This is a genomic window from Pseudoalteromonas sp. ABE4_541 (genome assembly GCF_056312285.1).
Map to the genome: position 1 here is coordinate 38,589 of NZ_JBSVEM010000024.1, position 23,296 is coordinate 61,884.

Annotated in this window: 18 protein-coding genes; 4 read left to right on the top strand and 14 right to left on the bottom strand. The window is 43.3% G+C overall.

The annotated features are described in order from the left end of the window. Positions 1 to 338 precede the first annotated feature (338 nt). The 10 genes from ACW689_RS18735 to fabR all read right to left on the bottom strand — a co-directional run bounded on the left by ACW689_RS18735 (position 339) and on the right by fabR (position 13,736). Positions 339 to 1,397 carry a hypothetical protein gene (locus tag ACW689_RS18735; protein ID WP_476293644.1) on the bottom strand — a complete coding sequence of 353 codons (1,059 nt, stop codon included), beginning with the start codon at positions 1,395 to 1,397 and terminating at the stop codon, positions 339 to 341. A 72-nt stretch (positions 1,398 to 1,469) separates the two neighbouring features. Then, positions 1,470 to 2,942, bottom strand: a complete 1,473-nt coding sequence (locus ACW689_RS18740; protein ID WP_476293646.1) for an internalin — start codon at positions 2,940 to 2,942, stop codon at positions 1,470 to 1,472. 10 nt (positions 2,943 to 2,952) lie between these two features. Beyond that, the gene (locus ACW689_RS18745) at positions 2,953 to 3,798 is read right to left on the bottom strand and encodes a GEVED domain-containing protein (protein ID WP_476293648.1); all 846 of its coding nucleotides are present in this window, start codon (positions 3,796 to 3,798) and stop codon (positions 2,953 to 2,955) included. Between the two features lie 10 nt (positions 3,799 to 3,808). Next, positions 3,809 to 5,044 carry a hypothetical protein gene (locus ACW689_RS18750; RefSeq protein WP_476293649.1) on the bottom strand — a complete coding sequence of 412 codons (1,236 nt, stop codon included), beginning with the start codon at positions 5,042 to 5,044 and terminating at the stop codon, positions 3,809 to 3,811. 38 nt (positions 5,045 to 5,082) lie between these two features. Beyond that, a complete protein-coding gene (locus ACW689_RS18755) occupies positions 5,083 to 7,068 on the bottom strand; it encodes a Hint domain-containing protein (RefSeq protein WP_476293650.1) in 1,986 nt (661 codons plus the stop codon). 111 nt (positions 7,069 to 7,179) lie between these two features. Further along, on the bottom strand, positions 7,180 to 10,419 hold the full coding sequence (locus ACW689_RS18760; protein WP_476293652.1) for a M4 family metallopeptidase: 3,240 nt from the start codon (positions 10,417 to 10,419) through the stop codon (positions 7,180 to 7,182). 367 nt (positions 10,420 to 10,786) lie between these two features. Continuing rightward, positions 10,787 to 11,182 (bottom strand): hypothetical protein, encoded by a 396-nt coding sequence (locus tag ACW689_RS18765; RefSeq protein WP_476293654.1) that lies wholly within the window; start codon positions 11,180 to 11,182, stop codon positions 10,787 to 10,789. A 201-nt stretch (positions 11,183 to 11,383) separates the two neighbouring features. Continuing rightward, entirely contained in the window at positions 11,384 to 12,085 is a 702-nt protein-coding gene (locus tag ACW689_RS18770) for a hypothetical protein (protein ID WP_476293656.1), read from the bottom strand. Positions 12,086 to 12,186: 101 nt separating this feature from the next. Next, complete coding sequence (locus ACW689_RS18775) at positions 12,187 to 12,903, bottom strand: hypothetical protein (protein ID WP_476293657.1); 717 nt, start codon at positions 12,901 to 12,903, stop codon at positions 12,187 to 12,189. Between the two features lie 224 nt (positions 12,904 to 13,127). Continuing rightward, on the bottom strand, positions 13,128 to 13,736 hold the full coding sequence (gene fabR / locus ACW689_RS18780) for an HTH-type transcriptional repressor FabR (protein WP_476293659.1): 609 nt from the start codon (positions 13,734 to 13,736) through the stop codon (positions 13,128 to 13,130). A 120-nt stretch (positions 13,737 to 13,856) separates the two neighbouring features. Here fabR and ACW689_RS18785 point away from each other — a divergent pair, with 120 nt between their 5' ends. Both ACW689_RS18785 and sthA read left to right on the top strand, forming a co-directional pair. Then, entirely contained in the window at positions 13,857 to 15,002 is a 1,146-nt protein-coding gene (locus tag ACW689_RS18785; protein WP_476293661.1) for an acyl-CoA desaturase, read from the top strand. 33 nt (positions 15,003 to 15,035) lie between these two features. Beyond that, positions 15,036 to 16,469 (top strand): Si-specific NAD(P)(+) transhydrogenase, encoded by a 1,434-nt coding sequence (sthA, locus tag ACW689_RS18790; protein WP_476293663.1) that lies wholly within the window; start codon positions 15,036 to 15,038, stop codon positions 16,467 to 16,469. Positions 16,470 to 16,526: 57 nt separating this feature from the next. On the opposite strand, the gene ACW689_RS18795 is transcribed toward sthA, so the two are convergent. Further along, positions 16,527 to 17,765, bottom strand: a complete 1,239-nt coding sequence (locus ACW689_RS18795) for a hypothetical protein (protein WP_476293664.1) — start codon at positions 17,763 to 17,765, stop codon at positions 16,527 to 16,529. Then, positions 17,752 to 18,390 (bottom strand): methylamine utilization protein, encoded by a 639-nt coding sequence (locus ACW689_RS18800; RefSeq protein ID WP_476293665.1) that lies wholly within the window; start codon positions 18,388 to 18,390, stop codon positions 17,752 to 17,754. Before ACW689_RS18800 ends, ACW689_RS18795 begins: the two co-directional genes overlap by 14 nt. 183 nt (positions 18,391 to 18,573) lie before the next feature. On the opposite strand from ACW689_RS18800, the gene ACW689_RS18805 reads away from it, so the two are divergent. Continuing rightward, positions 18,574 to 20,616 carry a glycoside hydrolase family 97 protein gene (locus ACW689_RS18805; protein WP_476293667.1) on the top strand — a complete coding sequence of 681 codons (2,043 nt, stop codon included), beginning with the start codon at positions 18,574 to 18,576 and terminating at the stop codon, positions 20,614 to 20,616. Positions 20,617 to 20,820: 204 nt separating this feature from the next. Continuing rightward, the gene (locus ACW689_RS18810) at positions 20,821 to 21,492 is read left to right on the top strand and encodes a LiaF domain-containing protein (RefSeq protein WP_476293669.1); all 672 of its coding nucleotides are present in this window, start codon (positions 20,821 to 20,823) and stop codon (positions 21,490 to 21,492) included. A gap of 47 nt (positions 21,493 to 21,539) precedes the next feature. On the opposite strand, the gene ACW689_RS18815 is transcribed toward ACW689_RS18810, so the two are convergent. Next, on the bottom strand, positions 21,540 to 22,058 hold the full coding sequence (locus ACW689_RS18815) for a GNAT family N-acetyltransferase (protein WP_476293670.1): 519 nt from the start codon (positions 22,056 to 22,058) through the stop codon (positions 21,540 to 21,542). Next, complete coding sequence (locus ACW689_RS18820) at positions 22,058 to 23,287, bottom strand: MFS transporter (protein WP_476293672.1); 1,230 nt, start codon at positions 23,285 to 23,287, stop codon at positions 22,058 to 22,060. Before ACW689_RS18820 ends, ACW689_RS18815 begins: the two co-directional genes overlap by 1 nt. Positions 23,288 to 23,296: the final 9 nt, after the last annotated feature.

Genomic DNA, 23,296 nt, shown 5'->3' on the forward strand with positions numbered 1-23,296 from the left:
CAATTACGCGCACTACGCCCCGCTGACAAAATTAATCAGTAAGAGGTTAAGCAGTAGTGACAAAAGCGTGATGTTTTTCATTGAGCTAGTAGTCCTGTTGATGGATTGGTTATGTTTTAACATGGGAAACAAAACGAGATCAAGCATAAAAATTCCAACGAAACACAAAATAAAGAACCAACACCAACTCAAATTTCTAAAACAACAAGCTTAATCGGTTAATCTATTCATTTTAGTGTATTCATTCGCATAGTTATATAATTAAGATAGCCTTTATATGTACTAATGTTTCAGTTTAACTTTTTCGCAAAATTTTATGCTGAATATGATTATATCGCCTAGCTGCATTGCCCAAGCCAAGGCTGTGCTAAGCAGGTATCACGCAATTGTGCTATATCGTTTAAACTGATTTGTGCCGCATCATATTCTGCTTGTGCACTCGCTTGCTCTTGCTCGGTGGCCACAGCCAAAAATGCTTCAGCACGTTGTAGTCTTCTTACCGCTGCACCATAACGCTGTTCTACACCACGCCATATGCCTTCATACTGGGCGCCATCGTCAACGTTAATTGTTTGCGCAATCTCGAAATGACCAGATTCTTCGTATTCCTTGGTGATAATACTGCGAGGTTGTTTAGGTAATGAATTTAGTTCATTGCTCAATTCACCTCCGAATGCGTAATCGGCCAATACTTGCAGCGTGTTCAAACAGGGTGAGATATTTTCACCGCGACAGTGCTGAGGGTTACTATTGAGGAGCTGCTGTAGTTTAGGTGTCAACGGTCCGTTCGAGTTTGCATCTATACTCAATACCGCATTTTGCGCAAATCGCTCAATTTCCTTAACCTTGGTTTTGGTTTTTTTAAAAAACAGCACGCGAATTTTTATTTTAGTGACAAACTTTTTGTAATCCGCTTCCGATTTAAAATGCAACCTTGCATTGATGAACAAATCGCGTCCGTAGTTCACTTGATAGATGAAGTCATCACCACATTGCGTCGCACCTTTTACCACTTGCCTATCTTCTAGCGTACTATGACCTTGCGACAGTTTGAGGTGTAACTGTGAAGTTAAGCTAAGATTGTCTGTTGCATTTCTGTGGGTAATTGACGTTGATACACTGCCTGCCACAATAAACAAATTGACTCCACCATGCACTTCACCAAAAGTTCTACGCCTAATTTGCGTTTCATCCAAACGTTGCAAATAGTCGAGCTGACCAGATGCTTTAGAATGAAACTTCACTTTACCTGTTAAGCATTTATCTGCCCCTTGATGCAGTGCAGTGTTAAAAGCACGCCCTAAATCCAGCTCATCAAACTTATCGCTGTAGTAGCGCTGTGCTTGCACGTTAAATGCAGCCAACATCAACAGAAAATTCAAGACCATTGATCTCATGGGTTCTCCTTAGCAAAGAAATAAAAGAAGTGATGACTCACTTCTTTTATTTTTGAGTGCATTTAAGCTGGGTTAAAACTGCGTGTTATAGGTGCTTAACGCCCCTTCGCACAAACGCCAATTCACAATACCAACGGCTGGTGTACTGGTGTTGATGAACGTAGGTGCCCAACGCATATTGCGGTATTTAACACTCTCTTCCTCACTTACCACACCGGCACGAACAGCTTCTTGACGCGCTAATTCACACTGTTTCCAATCTAGACGATCTGATTGTGGTAGTTGCAATTGTGTCACGTCATAACTTGCAGGACATGTTTTCCCACGGCGTGTACAGTCGTCTTTCATTTTTTGCACTTCGTCTTCACACGATGTACCAAATGGATTATCACGACAGAATTGCGCTGCGTTATATAAGAACCATGCATTGTCGTACGCTAAGTTTTGGATAGTTTTCACCGCGGTTTGCTGCGATTCAGGCAAATAAGCATAGTAACTAGTCAATAAGCTCGTTGCGCGCTGCTCGTCTAATACTGCTTGTTTGAAGTCATCTTCTAATTCACTGATCAACCATTTAGTCGCATTTCGGATCGTTCTGTAATCTGCTACTAACGGACGAAGTGCCAGTGATGAGTTGTCATATCGTGTAGTGTAATAACGCACAACATTATAATCAGTCAACGAGTTAAGCTGTGCACCAAAACCTGATTTGGCGTATTTCACCGCTTCTTGGAACATATCAAAACAAGGTGTTGGGTTATCCAACGAACAAGTAATGATGTTGTTTGGAATAATGCTTAACAGCTGTTTTGGATCGCCACCATTTTGGATTGCACGCACCGTGATTTTTACCGACGACTTAGTATCATCTTGTAAATATTTCAGTTGGCCCCCTACATTGAAGACACCACCATATAGATCTACGTCTAAATAACCACCAATCTCAGACTTATCTTTATTGCTACCATAATCAATCTTTAGGTTAACCATGATGTTGGCACCATATTCGATGGCCGTTACAAATTCATCACCCGCTAACTGCTGCAATTTAGCTTGGTGCTTATTGGCAATTTCATCACCCGCTTGAGATAAGGTGTAACCAATATTAGGGTCTTGCGGTAAGAAGAGTCGTTTCTTTGGCGTACTGTTGGCACTAAAAGTATACGAGCTCGAATAAGTGCTTGATGCCATTTCTTTGGCAAGAGATGCACCTGCAGAGACACGTACCACAGGGAAGTTAACGTCTAAATCAACACTACCATTGAGCGTGCTAAGCAAGTCGTCATAACTCATATCAATACCGGTTTTGAAAGTCACTTCTGTGTTACCAAAAGTTTCATCAATGCGGCCTGATACCGGTTGTACGTTTAAAAAACGTTTCGTTTGGCTATCGTATGCTGTGCCAATCGCAATATGGTCATTAATTAAGCCTGAAATTGCAGAACCTGAGTTAATGCCTTCTTTTGCTGTCATATCTGGCCCTTTCGCTAGAGCCGCTCCACTGCTCAGTGTTAGCAGTAGCATAGTTGAATAAATAGGTTTCATAGTTCTGTCCTTAACGAATTGTCACCAAGTAATCTTCTACCTCACCGTATTGAATACGCTTACACGCATCATCAGAGCCGCCACCCGCATCGGTAGCCACACGCATGAGCGTTATGCCTTCAGGCATTTCGGTCGGTACTTCAAAAGCAAACTGGAATACCCCATCTGATGCAGATTTATAAACCATTTCAGATTCGCTCAGCTGGCCATCTTGGTTCCAGTCAATCCATACTCGCAGCGCAACATAGGAAGGATATTGCGGCTCTTTGTTACCTGGTGTCACTGACATTTTCACCGCTCGTCCGGCAGGCAAAGTGATCACCTTACCCGTTACCGCTGTGTAGCTATGGCCCACTGATTCATGACCAAACTCTTCCACTGTGACTTTAGAGATCCACTCCCATTCATTGTCATAGCTTTGGTTTGCACAATATTGGTTAGCGAGTAATGTTGTTTGCAAAGCAACAGGGATATACTCTGGTGGCATGGTGCTGCAGGCATCATTTTCGCTGTTACCCGCTTGCCAGTTATACGGATTGCTAAAATCACTATTTGCAAAAGTGAGATACTGAGCGCGTCCTTTTGTTAGCTTGTCGTCAGACAACCATAAAGCGCGCAGTTGCTTAAGCTTTTCTTCTTTACTGACAATCTGTGTAGTGTCATGAGATTGCTCCCAGATTTCCACCAATAGTCCGTCATAGCACTTTTCTAACCAAGCAAAACGCCCTTGTGCTTGTGACACTGTGAGTAAATCACCCACTTCGTTATAGTTTGCGTTTTGTTCAAGTTCATTGTTCGCTTGCACGCCAACAGATACACACAATGCTGCTGTGCTCATTAATACACGTTTGATCATGGTTGTTTCCTTACTTCAATACGTCGCTGTAGCTGCTGTAGTCGTTGTAATAAGCCAAGTTGGCTGCTTCATATTCGATACAGTAGTTGCCTTCAGGATTTTGCTCACAGTAGTCCACCATGTCGGCGAACAAGTTTGCGTTGTTACGACTAGCTGATTCGATATCACTTAACTGATTCAACTGCTCATTAGTAAATTGTGATGCGTAATAACGTTGTAGATTTTTCGCGCGGCGATAAGTCAGACGCTCATCAATCCACCGTGCGGTTAACTCTTTGACCACCAACTTGGTGAGATAATTGGCTGCAACATACCCTTGCTGTGGTACAAGTGTTTGTAATGCAGGGCCAGAATCTTGATAATTGGCAATGTAAGCTTCAGTCACATTGTAATCATCTAACGAATCAAATTGATTGATATAGTCATTTTTCAAATAATTGATTGCAGACTCAAACAGTTGAAAGCAAGGTTCTGGGTTGAGTAAGGTACAACGCATAATGCCGTTTGGAATGATATTCAATAAACGATTTGGCTCACCACCACTTTGATAACCACTAATAGTGATTTTCACCGACTGACGTTTACTGTCATCCAGTTTTTGTAGTTGTCCATCGACTTTCACCTTACCGATCCAATCAACGCTCAAATAACCACCAATTGAACGTTTGTCTACCTCATTGCGATAATCGATTTTCATGTTGATCACCACATTGGAGCCATATGCAAAACCATGCACAAAGCCATCACCTAAGTTGTTTTCTTTGTTTCCTGGTTGTGCAACGGCAAGATCCGTCGCGGCTTGCGTTGGTTCAAAACCAATATTCCCACTTGGCACCAACATGCGAGACTTGGGTTTCATGGATGAATAAACGGTGTAAGTACCCGTATACTTGTCGGCGCTAATGTCTTTGGCGTAATTTGCCCCAGCATCAACACGTACCGCTGGAAATTTAAAGCCCGCATCCACTTTACCATCAATGAGTTTTAGTGCTTGTTCGTAGCCCAAATCCACACCGACACGAAAGTCGATTTTGCTATTTCCAAGGTGTTCAGCTTGCGAGCCTTTTACAGACTGCAACCCCAAATAACTTTGCCCTTTGCTTAAGTAAGCGGTGCCCAATGGCACAGCATCGATATTGTCGCTTTTAACGCCCATTAGTTGCTCGTCTTGCACCGGCTCATTAGCAAAAGCGGTTGATGCGCATAAGGTCGCGATAAGCAAATTCATGTATTTCATTTTTTTCATTGTTCACTCCTTGAGATGGCCCTTTCGGGCCATACCCGTTACTTGATGCTGTTTAGATAATCTTTGTGCCAAGATTCAGGTAAACGATTCAGAACATCCTGCTCAGTTTCTGTTTCATTCTGGAATTCATTGATACTTTGCATTGCCAAATCACCCACTTGGAAGCCATTGGCAAACATACTGAATGTTTCACCTTCCAGATATCTTGGATCATCCTTGCTACGGCCTAGACGTAAGTTGTATACCTTGTCTTTGAACTTAACTTCTTTGATTTTGCTAACAAACTCGATGCCATCTTGAGTTTGAATACGGTCGCCAAGCTGAACTTTGTTAGCCCAAACAGATTCACCTGATTGCATGATCACAGGGTGTGATTCAGTTAATAGCAGCTTTTTCCCTGAACGTGTTCTTAGCTCAATCATAGGAAGCACTTCAACACCAACTGAAATATCTTTAATTTCAAGCGCTAAGTGATTTGCAGCATTGTATTGGCTGGCACCTAATACGTGATCGCCCACTTTAAGCGTTTCGATTGGCACTTGCTTACCATTAGGCATAGTGATCATGCTACCTTCGGCTAAACAGCTATAAACGATTTGCATCTGCGGATAATCAATGTTTTCCCAAGAGCCTAAGCCAGCAGAACCGATCACAATCGTTTCTTCACGAGCGGCTTGTCCAGGACGAGGTTCATTGTCAACCGCAATATTCATGATCCAGTTGGCATCTTGGTAGCGGCCATAAAGAGTGGCATCGCCAAACACACCTTGGCTGCGGGTAATATTCCATGACAATTTAGTTTTAGTACGTCGACCAAACGGGATGTACTCTAATTTAATACTGTCTGCGAAGAAGTTCTGAATATCAGTGTATTGATTGCCAGAAATACTCGTAGCGCCGCCACCTTCTTTAGTTTGAATGAAGATATTAGTACCAAAGTCCATTACTTCAGGCTTAGTCACTTTCGCACCAGGTACTAAGCTAACACTGCCATCTTCTTCTACCTTCGCATCCAATACCGTCCAATCAGGGCGGTAAATACGTGTTACCTTACCCATCAACATATATTCACCAACAAATGGGATCTTTAACTTCAACTGATCATTTGGTGTATTTGTTGGATACATGTTTTCATAGTCACAGTCACCGTAGTTGCGGTTTAAGCAAACAATGATTTTGTTGTCTGGCGTACCTTCCGTTTTCGACGTTGTATCTTTTGGATGGCTGATAGACGGACCGAAATCTGTTTGTAAGGTACCCACATCCTGCGTACTCATCATCGCATCGTCTTGTGAAAGCTCAGCGACTGGTAAACCTAATTGAGCAAGTAGCGTGTCTTTGGAATATTCTACTTTTGAGTTTTTGTCTTCAACAATTTCATTGCCCAATGCATCGGTGTATACCACAGTAACCCAAGCATCAGCATAAATGCGCTCTGCACTTTGTAGCTTGTTCAACGCATCGCTTAAACGTGCTGCAGAATAAATCGATTTACGCTTTTTGTTGTCAACGTCATCACCAAAGTACTCTGAGTAACGTGGCAACGTGATTGGCTGACCTTTTTCGTTCACCAAAGTAATATCTATCACTGTATAGTCAGTGCTAATACGCTCACTGTTTAGTGCTGAAACAACTAGGTATTCTTCGTTAGTACCTGGTAAAGTCGCAACTTCAACACCCATATGCTTAAAGAACGAACATAAGCTTGCTGTGTGTACATTACAGCTACCATCGTTAGTCGAGATACTCGCTGTAGTCGATAGCTGATTTTTTAAGCCGCGCTCAAGTTGTTTGTCGATCACACTGAAAAGATGAGGCCTGTTTTGCTCATTCAATCCATATTTGTGTAAGCGCGCTTTCAGCGCTTGGATATTCTGCTTTTTAGAAAGATCCGTATAAACAGCACCTTGATTTATCTCAAGTACCGGTGCGTTAATCTGAGCCGAAGTCGAAACTGGTTGCGCTTGAACCAGTGATGAAGCGGCCCCTAGAGCCAACGCGACGGATAAGCTGATAAGTTTCATTTATTAATCCCTTTTATTTGTAAGTAGTCATATTGAACTTTTTGAGCACAGGCTCAGGAGCCTTGCATCTATGGATGCAAGGACCCTTACTGCTTGAAAAAGAAATAATTACTAACGTGTAACCGAGAATTTTAAGTCGTTAACTTCGCCATAGTGGAAGTTATGACAACCATCCTGACCTTTGCGGGCCTGCGGTAACTCTTCAATACGTGCTCGGATCACATAATCTTTCGGCAACCACCACACATCCGGTAAGAACAGAGATTGACTGGCCGTAATGGTGCAACGACCTGCCACGCAATGCTTGGTGTAGTTGCTATTCATATCGCTGAAGTTTTCTTCACCTGCTTCAAACTTGTCATCACGGTCTTCATCTAACCAAATCGTAAATCTCAATTCCGTTTCACGATTTTCTATGAGGCGCTTTGCAGTGCTTTCACTGAGCTCATTAGTGACAATATCCACAGTCAATTCTTGGCGGCGAAGGAACTCAAAACCCGTGTTCAGCTCACTGTATCCACTGCTATTGGTTCCAGAGGCGCCTGACACTGTTTTTCTATCTAAAATAGAGGTCCACATTTTGATCTCATCGATGTATAGGGCATCAGCGTTATCCGGATTACTGATCCCAACGACGCACTGTTGTGGCTTAGTGAGCGAAATTGATTTACGAACAACATTCGATTCGTTGCTGCCATCCTGATAACTCACTTTAAGTTCAATGGTATAGTCGCCCGCAGTTTGTGGATAACTAATGGTGCCTGGGTTTTTCAAGGTACTTGTTTCACCAAAACCAAAGTCCCACTCATACTTAGGCTGACGCAGCTCATTAACAACAGAAGTATTGGTAAACTTCACTGCATTATTTGCCAAAATCTGGTAGTCAAATCCAGCACTGATAGGCAGTTCAGGCACATCAATTTGAGTTTTAATATCGACGACCTGCGCTAACTTGGTATGACCACAGGTATCGTAGAAGTTGTATTCACTACCAATGGCAACACGCAGCATGCTTACACCCGCAGTGATGCTATCTGGTAGCTTAAAGCGCACAGTGCCATTGCTTCCTATCAGCTGACCATCCAATACACGCTCAGCTGCAGTGAATAGTCCATCTCGATTACTATCCACCAGCACCGTTGCACGTTGATCACTCAAAGAAGCGGGCACAGTGAGGACATGCTCGTTGTGACGATTAAGTGCTAACGATTCGGACAAAATACTTTGATAACGCGCACCATCCAATGCAAATTGACTGCTATTGATAGTTAAGCTGTTGGTGTGAACACGTCCTTGATTAAAGTAAGGCTCACATGCCGCCCCCACAGCACGGCTGTAGTAATGACGGTAACCCACTTTTTGTTGGCCATCTTTTTTCGTCACTGCCAGTTTGAAACGGATCAGTTCCGATTCATTGACCTTGCGCTCACGCTCAAGGAATGGATAAATATCAACGCCTGTGCTCGACTGCCAGACTTCTTGGTTACCATCTCCCCATTGCACTTCAAGCTTGTCTATTTGCGATGAAGGGATTGAAGTTAAGCGATATCTTACTGTGTCATAATTAATTGAGCTGTCTACATCCAATGATGATAACTGTGAATTGCTGGCGATAATGCCCACTGAATGCAAGGTTTGATCAAGCTGTGACTTCAACAACGCCTCGCTGCCATACTCAGTAAAGTTACGCGCTTGCGATAATAAACACTGCCCCGCATCGGCGATACTGTTGCCTGGGAAAAAACACTCAACGTTGGCACGTAAAAACAATTTAAATGCTTGTTCTATTGTCCAGCCCTGTGTTTTAACCAGCTCGTAAAATGCTTTTCTAAGTACGCCACCCGTATGATAAATGGATAAGCCAGCTTGATAATCTTTGAAGTGATCGATACTCCCTCCATCCCACGATGGCATTTCAAAGAAACGGGCACCTTTATCTTCATACATGACATCCCAGCCATACCACCATTTGCGGTTTTGCTGATAGCTGTCTTGCATATCTTTGGTTTGCTGAGCAAACTGTGTTGACTGAGTATAAGCACCACTGGTGTGCTTTTGCAGGTAATCCAGTACCGCGACACTGGCAATATCTGAAAATGCTTCATTAATGGCCCCATCTTGACCCGAAGAACCTAAGCCGCTATTCCAGTAGGTCACCGCGTGGCTCGCTTCGTGCGCCACCACATCTAGTGTTGTATGAAAGTAATGCGTGCCCCCATAGTTACCCGTTCCATAGTTAACATGCGTGTCATCCCAGTTCGCTTGCGTACTACCAAACGTATTGTTACCCACATTTTGCTTAAGCTGTTTCAAACAGTAACCCGATGTCGAACACGAAGTGCCTTGTGCTGGATACATCTCACTCAACAAACTGTGGTAAAACTGCATAACCACACCCGCGTTAAAATGCGCTTCATTCACCGCTTGGTAGCTGTAGTAATCGTAATATTGATCATCGATGGCTTGTTTATTGAAGTGCTCGTTATTTTCACCACAGGTGTAACTGGCTGCCACTGACTTATCGGTCAAATAATCAATAGTTTGCACATAGGGGTTTTCAAACGTGCAGGTTTCCCCCTCTTTGCTCACAACAAATGGGTAACCTGAAAAGGACGAGAAGATTGCCGCATTTTGCACCTGAAACTGCAACTCTTTCCCCTTTGGACTCATAGCATCAAACTGATAATTCAGGCAGTTGTTCATACTACTCGGTGCGGGTGAATAACAAATTGCGCCCAGCTTTTCATTACCGCCAATACCGCCACCAGCCACGAGCGTTGAAGCATCATTGTACTTGTCTAAATCTTGCTCACGACTTATCACAGCAAGACTTCGCGCATCCAATAGATAACGATAAACCTGTTTGCCATCGGCGACTTTCATTGCCAATACGGCAAACAATTGACCATTGCTCACGTGATATGCGCGTGACAACTCTGCCTTGTCGGTGGCAATATCTAAACGAGCCGCAATGTCATTCAATAAAGATGCATTTGACTGTAAGAATCGCTTTGGTGGCAAGAACGTGCTTTCCTGCGTACTCACCAGCGCGCGCCCAAACGCTTGCTGTATGCTTCCTGCACTATCTTTGTGCATCACAAATCGACTCTCTAACACGGGCCATTGGCCAACAAACGTTTGGTAGTGTTCGTACTCGCCTTGCGCACCCGTTCTTTTTAACAACTTGTGATGTATGGCAAACCTCTCTTTTTGCGTATCAGCAGCTGCAACCACCAACGCTTGCTCCACCTCATTCCAAAGGTGTGCTTGATTTAGCAATGGCTGCATCTGTGCCGCATTACTTGCAAAAGCAACACAACCACCCGCCATCAAAATCGAAAGCTTTTTCATTACCACTCCTTTTTTTTAACTTTTTTGGAGAATAATTCAGCCACAGTTGTGACTATCTTAGGAGGTAGAGTAATGCATCAAATTTAACAATTGAATAACAAAAAAGTGTGGATAATGTTAACGTTTAAGTAAGTGCTTGATGAGGTTAAAAAATAAACACGATTTTTTACTCAATCGAATTGTGACATTGCGATGAATAAAATATTCCACGCTAGAAAGTGATACGAATTAGGTACTGAATTGGTAAAAATGGTTGAGTGTGATGCATGAGAATTATGCTACTTTATTATTTTTAAAGGGTTATGGAAATAGCAGCTACTTACCAACTTCATCACATACGATAGTTTAGCTGCTACTTTTGGTCATTTTAAGCGCGATCACACACATACTGCCTAACAACAGTATCTGGCTTTTTGACAATGTTGACGTGGCATTGGTAACCATGTTGCTCGGTATATTTGTGGATTCTACTGATCACGGCGGCTTTAATTCCATCAAATGAGATATCGTCAACACGCGCTATATCGAACGTAATTTGCTCGTTTGGGCCATGTTTAATAGTCACCTCCACAATACCTTCACAAAAAGAATGAATAATACAAATACCGATTGGCTTATCGTTATCAATAACCATCAGAAGATTAGGTTCTTCTTTCATCTCCTCTGCAGCAAAATGCGTTACATTCTCCTCTGTTTTTACGGGTATTGCCTGGTTGCATGCCGCCAAACAGCCACTAATCATTAAATATAAAAACCATTTCATGGCATAGTCCTTAGTCTGTTTTTTTATCCATATATGAGAGTTTTATGATACTTTCATCAAGTCCCGAGTAGATTGCAGCACAGCTTTGAGCCTGCACCTTTTGGTACGGGTTAACTTTTTAAGTTATAGGCTCCAATTAAGTCACCTTCATCCACCCATTTAAAAATACCCTTACTAATCATAATTGCGTACTGAATGCATTTATGATGCAGGGAGCGCATGCTTAGTTGAGTCTCCATCATCTAAAGCAGGACAAGTAACTATCATATCAACACGCTTGCTAGCCTTTACATGTACCATCTCACATTGCTTTTTTAGCGCTAAGAAGTAGCTATTGATTGCAAATACAACAGAAAAAACATTGGGTACTGCACCCAAGTCACTACCATTAACAATAGTAAAAACTAATTCTCCCTTCTCATTTTTGTTAATCAATAACTCTTTGACCGCTTCACACCCTCGGCGAGTTATAAAGCACAGTTCGTATGGCTGAGTAAGGTCATCGTCTTTAAAACGCATCACTTGAAATAGGCTATTTTCGTACTCAAACTTTTGCTTTAGTTCATAAAAAAGTTTACTTGGGTCGCGCGTATCCGCTTTTTCTAGTAACAAATCTAATGCTTCAAATGAAAACTTTTCCAACTCTACTTCTGATTCACCTTGGACTAGGCGATAATTTTCACCACTCAACAGAGCAACAACCCACCCATAAAAAGCATCCACAGGCTCAACATGACTGGGTACTAATAACATTGCATTTGCTTGTTGATTTCTCCCAGAATAGGTAATGACAGGTAGTTGTTGACCACTTTTATCATAAATAAAATATGCATCGGGAGCCGAAGCATTAGCCTGACTAGTGAAAAGAAACAGTGATATCAATAAGCATTTAATCAGTTTCATAGTAATGTTCCTTCTACTCAAGACAAAAGCCTCATTAATGAGGCTTAGTTCAATTCAAATACTGTATGCCACAACTGATTCTATTTTTTAACAAAATTGAATCAGTATGATGGAAAACATACAATTTCAGTCTTCATGTTACCTTCCGTGCCTGTGCTAGCTACTACGCAGCGATAATTAATTGTACCTGCATAATCACTGATCGCATCCATAAGCTCTGCTTGTTGTTCGATATAACGATATTCATCTCTCCTTTCTAAAAAGATCGCAAATTTATTGTTATTTCGTAGCTCAACACTGACTTGTTGAATTGGTGGACACCCTCCGTTATATAATTTACACATAGCTACAGGAGACCTTCTGTCACCATTATGTATCATTACATACTTGAAGGGCGTGTTATCTTTAGATTGATTTTTTGCTCTATCATACACATCATTCGCAACACGTGTCCCAAAAGCAGATGCTATTGACTCAATAAATTTATTCGCCCATGCAAACCTCCCAACAACTCTTTGTGGCTTCATTGGCACTTGATGACCCACTTGACAGTCGTCACATGGAGCTCCATCTTGAACATAAATATAATTTTCACTATTCAAGGTTGAAGTCACATAATCATAGAGAGCATCCATAGGATCTATATGGTCCGGTACTACAAACGTGTAATCTAACTCCCCATCGCTCCCCATGCTGACAGAATATGATATTTCCTCTCCGTAGCGGTTTTTAAAAAAGTAGTTCTCACTACTTGATGCAAAAGAAAAGGTAGAGGCCAAAAGCGCAATTGCGCCCAATATTGTCGTTAAAAGTTTCATTTTTTGATCCTTCAAAATTAATAGGAGCACTGAGTATATATACAAAAAAAACACCCGAGCAACACTAGAAACAAAAAATAAACAAAATTAACTTTTTAATATTGTGGGTGATTATTATGAGCGCTTTTCGCGCGATTTATTGCATTTCTATAAAAGGTACATAAGAGTGTAACGATTAGCGTGCGAGGTCAATAAATACAAAGCGCCAAGTACAAACAGCCAACTTAGTTAGCAGCACCATAATGATTGGCACCACGGGCGATATAACGCAGTTGCCAAATCAACCTTTCGGTCAGTTCTAAACGCTGTTGTGTGTCTTGATCAAGCGCTTCGGCACCAGCGTTAAATACTAAGGTCACCATAGCCTCGGCTTGAATGTAGGCATGCATTTGGTTACACGGGGTTTCGGTTTCAAGGTAGTGTGCAAGCTCTAAAATAAAATGCTTTATTTCTCGTGCCACGGCGGCACGAAACGCTTTTGACGTGCCAGATCGCTCTCGTAGTAACAATCTAAATTGGTTGCTGGAAGTATCAATAAACTCCATAAAGGTTTCAACAGAGGTGGTGATCACACTGCCACCGCTGGCAATTCTGCGGCGTGCTTGGCGCATCAATTGACGTAAGGTAAGACCTGCTTCATCCACCATGGTTAAGCCCAACTCATTCATATCTTTGAAATGCCGATAAAAAGAAGTCGGCGCAATGCCCGCTTCTCGAGCCACTTCGCGCAAACTTAGATTGGAAAAACTATGTTCTGCACTAAGCTGATTAAAGGCGGCTTCAATTAACGCTTGCCTAGTTTTTTGTTTTTGTTGTGCACGAACACCCGACATTTTAACACTCCAAAGGCGACTTTTTTAAAACGAACTCAAGTCTAATACTTGACGGGGGGAGAATGAAAGATTATTTTAGCGTACAAGTGTACGCTGAAATTCAACTAACTTGACTTAATCATGAAAAAACCACCACTCATTTGGACCAATGTTTTATTCTTTAGCTTGTCATTTTTGGCAGCTGTCACGCTTGTACCTTGGTACGGCTTCACCTACGGCTTTACCGCAACGCACTGGGTGGCGTTTGTTGTTTGTATGTTTTATGCGGGTTTATCAATCACCGCTGGCTATCACCGCCTTTGGGCCCATAAAGCGTATGATGCCCACCCTGTGATGCAGTGGATATTTGCCCTAGGCGGTGCGTTTGCGCTACAAAATAGCGCACTGCATTGGAGCAGCGATCACCGCGTTCACCACGGACAAGTTGACGACCCTGTAAAAGATCCTTATGCGGCAACAAATGGTTTTTGGTTTAGCCACATAGGGTGGATGCTGCGTGATTATCAAGGTGATAGCTACGGCGACTATTCAAACGCGCGAGATTTACAACGCAACAAGATTGTGATGTTTCAACACCGTCACTATTTAAAATTAGTGCTGCTGACCAATATTGGCATTCCTCTGGCTTTAGGCTTACTGTTCACCAATGGTTGGATTGAAGTGTTAGGCATGCTTTTGCTAGCAGGGGTGCTTCGTTTAGTACTGAGCCAGCATTTCACCTTTTTCATTAATTCACTCGCACACATTTGGGGGTCTCGCCCATACACCGAGAAAAACACCGCCCGTGACAATGGCTTTTTAGCTTTATTCACGTACGGTGAGGGTTATCATAACTTCCATCATATTTTTGCCAGTGACTATCGCAATGGCATTCGTTGGTATCACTATGACCCAACCAAGTGGATGATCCGCGCAATGGCTGCTGTAGGCTTAGCGAAAAAGCTAAAACGCACACCCGTTGAGCGAATTGAAAAAGCGAAGGCTGAAACCTTGCTTCTCAAGACAAAAGTACGCCTTGCAAAATTGCCTTTAGCGCAAGATAAGCTTACATTGTTACAACAAGAGTATGAATTGCTTCTAAAAAAATTACAGACGTTTTGCACAGTGCAAAGGCAATTAATAGAAGCAAAAAAAGACTCCATGCTTGAGCATTACGACAAGTCGGCACTGATCAAACAATATCAGGAATTAGAAGCGGCTTGGCAATCACAAAAACAAGCATGGTTAGCATTAAATGCGAGGCTGTTAAAACCGTCTTTTAGTTAATATGACGGCCTCGACCCAAAGTGAGGAGAGGCCGTGGCTACGCCAAAGCATAAATCAACATCCGTCGAAGAGGCGTTTCAATACGACGCTATCATCATAGGTACAGGCCCCGGAGGTGAAGGGGCCGCGATGAACCTATCAAAAAGTAATAAAAAGGTCGCGGTGATCGAGCGCCAAGAAGCCGTAGGTGGTGGTTGTGTACATTGGGGTACAATTCCATCCAAAGCGCTGCGCCACTCTGTTAGTCGCTTGATTGAATACAAAGCCAATCCACTGTATCGCTTTACCGAACGACCCCAACGTCATACCTTCCAAGACATTTTGAATCATGCCAGCGCGGTGATTTCTAAGCAGTCCAATTTACGCAGCAGTTTTTACGAGCGTAACCGCATTCACCTGTATCAAGGCAATGCCAGCTTTGTTGATCCCAACACCATCAAAGTGGAGCATGTGGATGGCTCGCAAGAGATCATCACCGCACAAACCATCGTAATTGCCACGGGGTCAAGACCCTATCGACCGCCGGAAGTTGATTTTTCCCACCCTCGCGTATACGACAGCGATACGATTTTAAGCCTTGAGCATAATCCACAGCGAGTGTTAATTTATGGCGCAGGGGTCATCGGTTGCGAATATGCCTCTATTTTTAAAGGCTTGGGCGCAAAAGTTGACTTAGTCAATACGCGAGATCGCTTACTTGCTTTCATGGATGCGGAGATCTCTGACGCGTTAAGCTATCACTTTTGGAACAGTGGCATCGTTATTCGCCACAATGAAGAGTTTGCCAAAGTAGAGCCGCGCGATGATGGTGTTGTTTTACACTTGCAATCGGGTAAGCGCGTAAAAGCAGACTGTATTTTGTTTGCCAATGGTCGTACCGGTAACACCCAAGATTTAAACCTTGAAGCGGTTGGCTTAAAAGCGGATGGACGTGGCCAGTTAAAAGTAAACGAAAACTATCAAACAGAGGTGAAAAACGTCTACGCAGTGGGCGACGTCATAGGTTACCCAAGTCTTGCCAGTGCTGCCTTTGATCAAGGCCGTATCGCCGCCGATGCCATTGCCCATGGCGAGTGTGCAGATAAGTTGATCATTGATATTCCATCGGGCATTTATACCATTCCTGAGATGAGTTCGGTGGGTAAAACCGAGCAACAACTCACCGCAGCGAAAATTCCTTATGAAGTAGGTAGAGCGCAATTTAAGCACCTTGCCCGCGCACAGATCACGGGAACAGAAGTGGGTAGTCTAAAGCTCCTATTCCATGTAGAAACCAAAGAACTACTCGGCGTGCATTGTTTTGGTGAGCGCGCCTCTGAGATTGTCCATATCGGTCAAGCCATTATGGAACAAAAGGGACCGGGCAATAATATCGAGTATTTTGTGAATACCACATTTAACTACCCCACCATGGCGGAAGCTTATCGGGTAGCGGCATTGAATGGTTTAAACCGATTATGTGACTAACTCGCCACTTTTTAAAATGAAAAATAAACACGCCGCAATTTTACCTGCGGCGTTTTATTAAAAGCGGTACTGTGCCGTCACACGCCAAACTTGCTCATATTGTGAAAGCGGACGACCAACGGCCAAGCGCGAATAGGCATCGGATGCTACCCACTGCCACTCGCCACCTAAACTCCAGTGTTCAGACAATGATTTTTGTACATTGAGCGTCGCGCCACGGGTCAGGCTTTCGTTTTCATCAAACTGCCAGTGATCTTTATCCAATACTTTGGACTGTTCGACTCGAGCGCTTAACCGATAGTCATCAAAAGTATGGCTAAGCATCACAAACCAACTGTTAAAATCGTTATCCACGCCACGTGTTGGTCCCATCGCGGTATTTCCCAGCATAGTTTGTACAATTAATTGCGTTTGCACACTCAGTTTACTGCGCCAAGCTAAACTCCAAAACTTGGTATCCCACGCATATTGGCCGGTTTTATAGTTTACGACCGCCGGATCACCATTATTATCGTACCAATAAGCACGCAATGTGTGCCGTTTCAAATAACTCCAATGCACGCCCAAATAATAACCAAAACGGCCATCCACCTCAGTGAATGGTTCAACATACTGATTTTGATGACGCAACTGCGGCGCGCGCAATGCACTCAATGGCGCAAACCCAATTCGCTCGTTAAACACGCTTTGTCTATCGTGTGGTAAGAACCCTCGCCAGGCAACAATAGTTCCGGCCGGGTCATTGCCCTTAAACACAGAGCCAATCAAACTAACATCATGCTTTGAGCGAAAACGGCGCGCTGCTCGCTTTAACTCAAATTCTGCGCCAAAGGTGCGGATTTCTTCGCCAAGCCACGCATTAAGGGCCGAATAATGATAAGTGTAAGGAGACGACCAACCTGTCGCGGGGTTTTCTAGTGACATACGAGGGTAGAAACCACCCGCTTTGGCGCTAAACTGGTAGCCTTGTGATAACGGTTGATATTGTAGATATGCCTCAGTCATGCCCAATTTATGATTGGGTTCAGGCACATATTGACCCACAGCATGGACTGACCAAGCGGAGCTTATGTCGGTGCGCAGTGACAACACACCTCGGTTGATATTCACGGCATTGGCCTTATCACCAAACCTTGTAACCCCCCATCCTTGATGCAACCAAGAAGGCATATCTGACGTATTGGTCACACTGATATCAACAGCCCCTTTTATTTGCGTAGGCATGGACTGCGCGTGCACGGTTTGAGCAAAGAAAATCGTAATCGCCCCCGCAACCAATCGCTTATTCATATTCATCGGTTTCATCCGTTAGAAAGTCTAATTTTTCGAGTAAGGGTTGCTTGATTTGATAACGCACCACTTGTTCAGTGCCCGTGACCGTCAAATTGCTCACCTCTGGTTGATTTAGGTTCTCAAAACGCTCATGCCAAACATGTAATTGTCCATTGCCTAGTTGTGAACTTGTCATTTCTAACTTTACACGGCCTTGCTCATCGCTAATGCCAAATACCCCCGAGTTAACGACCAAAATATAGCCCAGCATCCAATCATGAATATTGCAGCCAAGCTCAACCACCCCCGTGTGTGTAAAGCCAACAGGCGCTTGTGGCTTATCACGATACAGTTTTAGCTCAAATGGTTTAGCCTGCGAAAATGAATAGACATGATGCAAAATAGAATCATAATTTGGGAACTCAACCTGCGCGCCCTGTGGCACGACTAACAGGTGGGGCGTAAACGCTCGCTCTCTTTGCCCCATAGAAAATATTTGTGGCGCAAGGGTCTGTTTGATGGGCCATTTGTCCCCCTCCAGCCAAACCGCTGCGCCTTTGATGGGTTGATTTTGCTGATCTGTGAGCAACACTTCCAACGCCTGACTAGAACCACTGAGACAACAGAGCAACATCATTATTTTTTTCATGCGCTTTCCATAGATATCATTTGCCGTTAAGTATAGGCCATGCTGTTACTTACTTTGTTAATGAATAGACCATATAAACCTGAATTTTCATTCAATTGAATACGTATGCAAGTAGTTCAGACTTTGCCCTCTCCCAAAGTATGCTAAAGAAGCACTCATAATGACAACTATTTAGGGATCACCATGCGTTTTTTAAGCACCTTGATACTGTGTAGCGCGTTTTGCTGCACAGCACTGCAAGCCGCCAGTTACTCCGTGCAATCACCCGATGGCGCAATTAAGTTCACCATTGATGACAATCACTCACAACCACAGTATCAAGTGAGCTTTCGCGATAAAGCCATCCTGAACGATTCAAAACTAGGCTTTGAGTTCAAGCGTGCACCCGCTATGCGCGATAACTTACAGGTCACGGCCAATACGACCTCGAATCAGCAGCAAACATGGCAACAGCCTTGGGGTGAAGCACGTTTAATTGAAGACCACCATAACGAACTTGCGGTGACTTTTTCCGATAAAAAAACGCACAAAGCTGCATATACCTTACGTGTTAGAGTATTTAACGATGGTTTAGGCTTTCGCTATGAAGTAAACCAGCCTCACGCGCTTTTCATCACCAAAGAACTAACCGAATTTAACTTTGCTGACAGCCACAACAGCACCGCTTGGTGGATCCCTGCACGTGGTTGGAATCGTTATGAATATACTTACAATACAACCCCTCTTCAGCAAGCAAATCATGTTCATACTCCTTTTACCATCAAGAATGCTGATGGTGTTCACATCAGCGTGCATGAAGCCGCGCTAGTTGATTATGCGGCTATGACGTTAAACCAACGCCGCCCTGGTACGTTTATGGCCGATTTAACCCCTTGGTCAGATGGCATTCGTGTCAAAACCAATGGTCAATTTAAAACGCCTTGGCGCACCATACAAATTGGCGACCAAGCCATCGATTTACTTAACTCCCATTTAATTTTAAACCTGAACGAACCAAACAAACTCGGTGATATATCTTGGGTTGAACCAGGCAAATATTTGGGCATTTGGTGGGGCATGCACATCGGCAAAAATACTTGGGGTAGCGGTGAAAAACATGGCGCGACCACAGAACAAACAAAAGCCTATTTAAGCTTTGCCGCAGAGCATGGCTTTGATGGTGTATTAGTCGAAGGCTGGAACACTGGCTGGGATGGCGATTGGTTCTTTAATGGCGATGTATTTAGCTTCACCGAGGCCTATCCTGATTTTGATATGAACGCCATCAGTGAACACGGCAAAAAAGTTGGGGCTCGCTTAATTGGCCACCACGAAACTTCTGGCAATGTCAGTAACTATCGAAAACAAATGGCAGACGCTTTTGCACTTTATGAAAAAGCCAATGTGCGACAAGTCAAAACAGGCTATGTCGCGGATGGCGGTAACATCAAGCGCATTGATGAACGAGGCTTTGCACGCTTTGAATGGCATGATGGACAGTTTATGGCAAACGAGTACTTAGACAATGTCAAACTTGCTGCAAAATACAAGATCAGCATCAATACCCATGAGCCCATCAAAGATACTGGACTACGTCGCACGTATCCTAACTGGTTAAGCCGAGAAGGTGCTCGCGGCCAAGAGTTTAACGCATGGGGCACTCCCCCTAATCCACCAGAGCACACGCCAATGCTTGCATTTACGCGTATGCTATCGGGACCCATGGACTTTACACCAGGTATTTTTGATATGAGTTTTAATGGTTTAGGCGATAAAACCAACCGCCCACAAACCACTTTAGCGAAACAACTTGCACTGTATGTCGTGTTATACAGCCCAATTCAGATGGCGGCAGACTTACCTGAAAACTATTTGGCTAAACCGGCTGCATTTCAATTCATCAAAGACGTGCCTACTGATTGGGAAAAAAGTATCGCCTTGGCAGGTGAAGTGGGTGACTACGTCGTATTCGCACGCAAAGAGAAAAAGCATAAACATTACTCTGGTAACGATTGGTTCTTAGGTGCAATAAGCGATGAGCAAGCTCGCAGCATCACCGTAAAACTCGACTTTTTAGAGCCAAACCAACGTTTTGAGGCACAAATTTATCAAGATGGTAAAAAGGCCGAATGGAAAAATAACCCATACGATCTCGATATAGTTAAGCGTGTTGTAACCGCAAAAGACTCTTTAACGCTTAATCTAGCCACCAGCGGTGGTACTGCTATTCGCTTTAAAGCACTTTAAAACCTGGACAGAACAGCGCCGTAAGGCGCTGTTCACGCCCATGCATTGCTGACCAAAACTTACTCTATTTAGCTAATAAGTAGCAACTTTTACAACCCTCCTTTATCAAGAGAAATACAAGCGTTTGATTTAGAACAACTAAATAGTTGGTTCAGTAATTGCTATGATTTATTACAAATAGAATAATCAACAGGGAATAGCGTAATGACCGTGCCTTTGAGTGACAGACCACTGGAAACTGTAAGAGAAGAAGTAATCGATCAACTGATTTTAAACTATAGCCACGCGGAGCTATCAGCTGATGCGTTCGAGCGTAGACTCGACAAAGCTTACAGCATCGATGATCAAAATCAGCTACAAACTCTGGTCGCCGACTTACCGCTACAATCAGATCCCCGCTATCACAGTGAAAAACAAGCGCGTATGCAGCCTAAATTCACCGCTTCATCGGATAACACTCAGAATTTACAGATCACCTCCATTTTAAGTTCGGATCATCGCAGCGGCGAATGGATTGTGCCTAAAGAAATACACCTGACGAATTACTTAGGTAGCATTGAGCTAGATTTTAGGAATGCCATTTTTACCCATCCCGAGGTGACCATTTACGTCAAATGCGTTTTGGGTAGTGGTGAAATCATCGTACCAGAGAACATTGATGTTGTTACCAATACCACCAATATTATGGGTTATGTGGGCACCAACCGAACTCAGCTTTCAAGTAACTCTTCAACGGCACAGCGTCCTAAAATAACAATTCAGGGTCATGTGTTCAGTGGCAGTATTGAGATCACGATGAAAAAAACCATGCAAGAAAAAATGAAGCAATTTGCCGATGGTCTAAAGTCCCTGTTCGATGAAGGGAAACACTATTAAGCCTTAATATTTAGGGGAGCTTGCTCCCCTTTCTTTTGCTCACTCTATTATCGACATAAACCATAGCTGTATGCATCGACTCTTTGTTGTTCTAGTAAGAAATGAGCGCGTAACAGCCCCTCGCGCTGCATGCCTAATTTTTCCATCAACTTCCAAGAGGCGGTGTTGTCGGTGGCACATAACGCTGTTATTTTCATGACTGCTTGCGTTTCAAATAGTGTTTCAACAAAAGCACTCACGGCTTCAAACGCGAATCCTTGGCCCATGTAGTCTTTGTGTAATCGATATCCAATTTCACCAACCAAACTCTCTTTATTCACGTACTTAAACATCAATTCCCCTATCAACTTACCTTCACCACGCAAGGTAATAGCCAACGCAAGTCGCTGATGCTCTTCACCAATCCAAGGCTTACAGCCTTCTTCTAAACGGACACGAGCTTGCTCTAGAGTCAGTGGTTGACCAATATAACGTGATGTTTGTGGGCAGCTACGATGCGCATAACTCGCCTGCAAATCTGTCATGGCCATTAAACGCATCGCCAAACGTGGCGTTGAAAACTGCATTAGCTATTCCTTACAACTTTATGTTTTACAAAATTAAACCTATATCGAATGGCGTCGCACGGGATATATAAACGATACCACGCAATCGCGAGACAAACTGCAACACCCCATATTATCCAACCCAGATCAATGGGTTTGACAATGAAGTAAGCATTAAAAACCACAGCTAGAAGGGTGAAAACCAACAACTCAACAGCGCCAGCGAGCGCATTCGCGCTCCCCGCGAATGCTGAAAATTGTTGATTGATCAGCTGCATATAAATCGCAAAATACCCACCAAATAGCACCATGACACAACCATAAGCCAGTAACGCATTAAATAGTGTAAATGGTAAAAATAAGAAGCACGCACCACTGAAAATAAGTAACGGCCAAAAAATTGCCATCACCAACGCAGCACTCAAATGTTGGAAGAGTTTTTTACTCACAATTGAACCTATCAGCAAGCCACTCATAGGAAACATCATCACACTGCCAAATTGAGCTGGCGATAATGAAAAATAATGCTGCAACGCAAAAGGGTAATACAACTGCACTGTAAGATAGATAAAAGTAGGCGCCCATTTAAATGTCGCAATTGCGATAAATTGAGGCGCAACAACCAGTGATTGGTACTGCGTAATGAGTTTTTTAGGGCGCAAAGAAATCACAGTCACGACCGTTGTGTTATGAGGCAAAATATAAAACCCCAACATCGCGATAGCAACAAAGTAGCCAGCTAACCCCCAGGCCAACCATTGCCAACTAAACCAAGTCGCTAAAGCACCGCCAAACCAAGGTGATATAATCGCCACACAACTTGCAACAACCGACATACTACCTAACGCATTTTTCAACTGAGCACCAGAGTAAGCCCCCATAAGTAGTGTGCGACTGACTAAAAGTGGTGAAGCGGCGCCAATCCCTTGTAGAACACGCCCGAGCGAAAACAGTAATTCAGAACCGGCGATTGCACAACACACGCTACCCAATACAAAGATGAGTTGCCCAACAAGAAACACAACTCTATCACCATACTTATCTCGCAAAGGGCCCACTATCAGCTGAGATAGCCCTAAACATACAAAGTAGCCAGCAATCATCATCTGACTCCAAGTTTGCGAAAGCGACAAGTCCTTGGCTATTTGAGGTAAAACTGGCAAAAATATTTGGCTGGCTAATTGCGAGCAAGACAACAATAAAATAGCGAAGGCAAGCATACTCAACACACGATTTATTTTATGAAGCACTAATATAAA

What these genes read in the sequence shown, in the direction of transcription:
- ACW689_RS18795 (WP_476293664.1), bottom strand. Translation starts at nt 17,765, where the DNA reads ATGAATATGAATAAGCGATTGGTTGCGGGGGCGATTACGATTTTCTTT.
- ACW689_RS18740 (WP_476293646.1), bottom strand. Translation starts at nt 2,942, where the DNA reads ATGAAACCTATTTATTCAACTATGCTACTGCTAACACTGAGCAGTGGA.
- fabR (WP_476293659.1), bottom strand. Translation starts at nt 13,736, where the DNA reads ATGTCGGGTGTTCGTGCACAACAAAAACAAAAAACTAGGCAAGCGTTA.
- ACW689_RS18745 (WP_476293648.1), bottom strand. Translation starts at nt 3,798, where the DNA reads ATGATCAAACGTGTATTAATGAGCACAGCAGCATTGTGTGTATCTGTT.
- ACW689_RS18770 (WP_476293656.1), bottom strand. Translation starts at nt 12,085, where the DNA reads ATGAAACTGATTAAATGCTTATTGATATCACTGTTTCTTTTCACTAGT.
- ACW689_RS18760 (WP_476293652.1), bottom strand. Translation starts at nt 10,419, where the DNA reads ATGAAAAAGCTTTCGATTTTGATGGCGGGTGGTTGTGTTGCTTTTGCA.
- ACW689_RS18805 (WP_476293667.1), top strand. Translation starts at nt 18,574, where the DNA reads ATGCGTTTTTTAAGCACCTTGATACTGTGTAGCGCGTTTTGCTGCACA.
- ACW689_RS18750 (WP_476293649.1), bottom strand. Translation starts at nt 5,044, where the DNA reads ATGAAAAAAATGAAATACATGAATTTGCTTATCGCGACCTTATGCGCA.
- ACW689_RS18755 (WP_476293650.1), bottom strand. Translation starts at nt 7,068, where the DNA reads ATGAAACTTATCAGCTTATCCGTCGCGTTGGCTCTAGGGGCCGCTTCA.
- ACW689_RS18785 (WP_476293661.1), top strand. Translation starts at nt 13,857, where the DNA reads ATGAAAAAACCACCACTCATTTGGACCAATGTTTTATTCTTTAGCTTG.
- ACW689_RS18775 (WP_476293657.1), bottom strand. Translation starts at nt 12,903, where the DNA reads ATGAAACTTTTAACGACAATATTGGGCGCAATTGCGCTTTTGGCCTCT.
- ACW689_RS18800 (WP_476293665.1), bottom strand. Translation starts at nt 18,390, where the DNA reads ATGAAAAAAATAATGATGTTGCTCTGTTGTCTCAGTGGTTCTAGTCAG.
- ACW689_RS18765 (WP_476293654.1), bottom strand. Translation starts at nt 11,182, where the DNA reads ATGAAATGGTTTTTATATTTAATGATTAGTGGCTGTTTGGCGGCATGC.
- ACW689_RS18810 (WP_476293669.1), top strand. Translation starts at nt 20,821, where the DNA reads ATGACCGTGCCTTTGAGTGACAGACCACTGGAAACTGTAAGAGAAGAA.
- ACW689_RS18815 (WP_476293670.1), bottom strand. Translation starts at nt 22,058, where the DNA reads ATGCAGTTTTCAACGCCACGTTTGGCGATGCGTTTAATGGCCATGACA.
- ACW689_RS18735 (WP_476293644.1), bottom strand. Translation starts at nt 1,397, where the DNA reads ATGAGATCAATGGTCTTGAATTTTCTGTTGATGTTGGCTGCATTTAAC.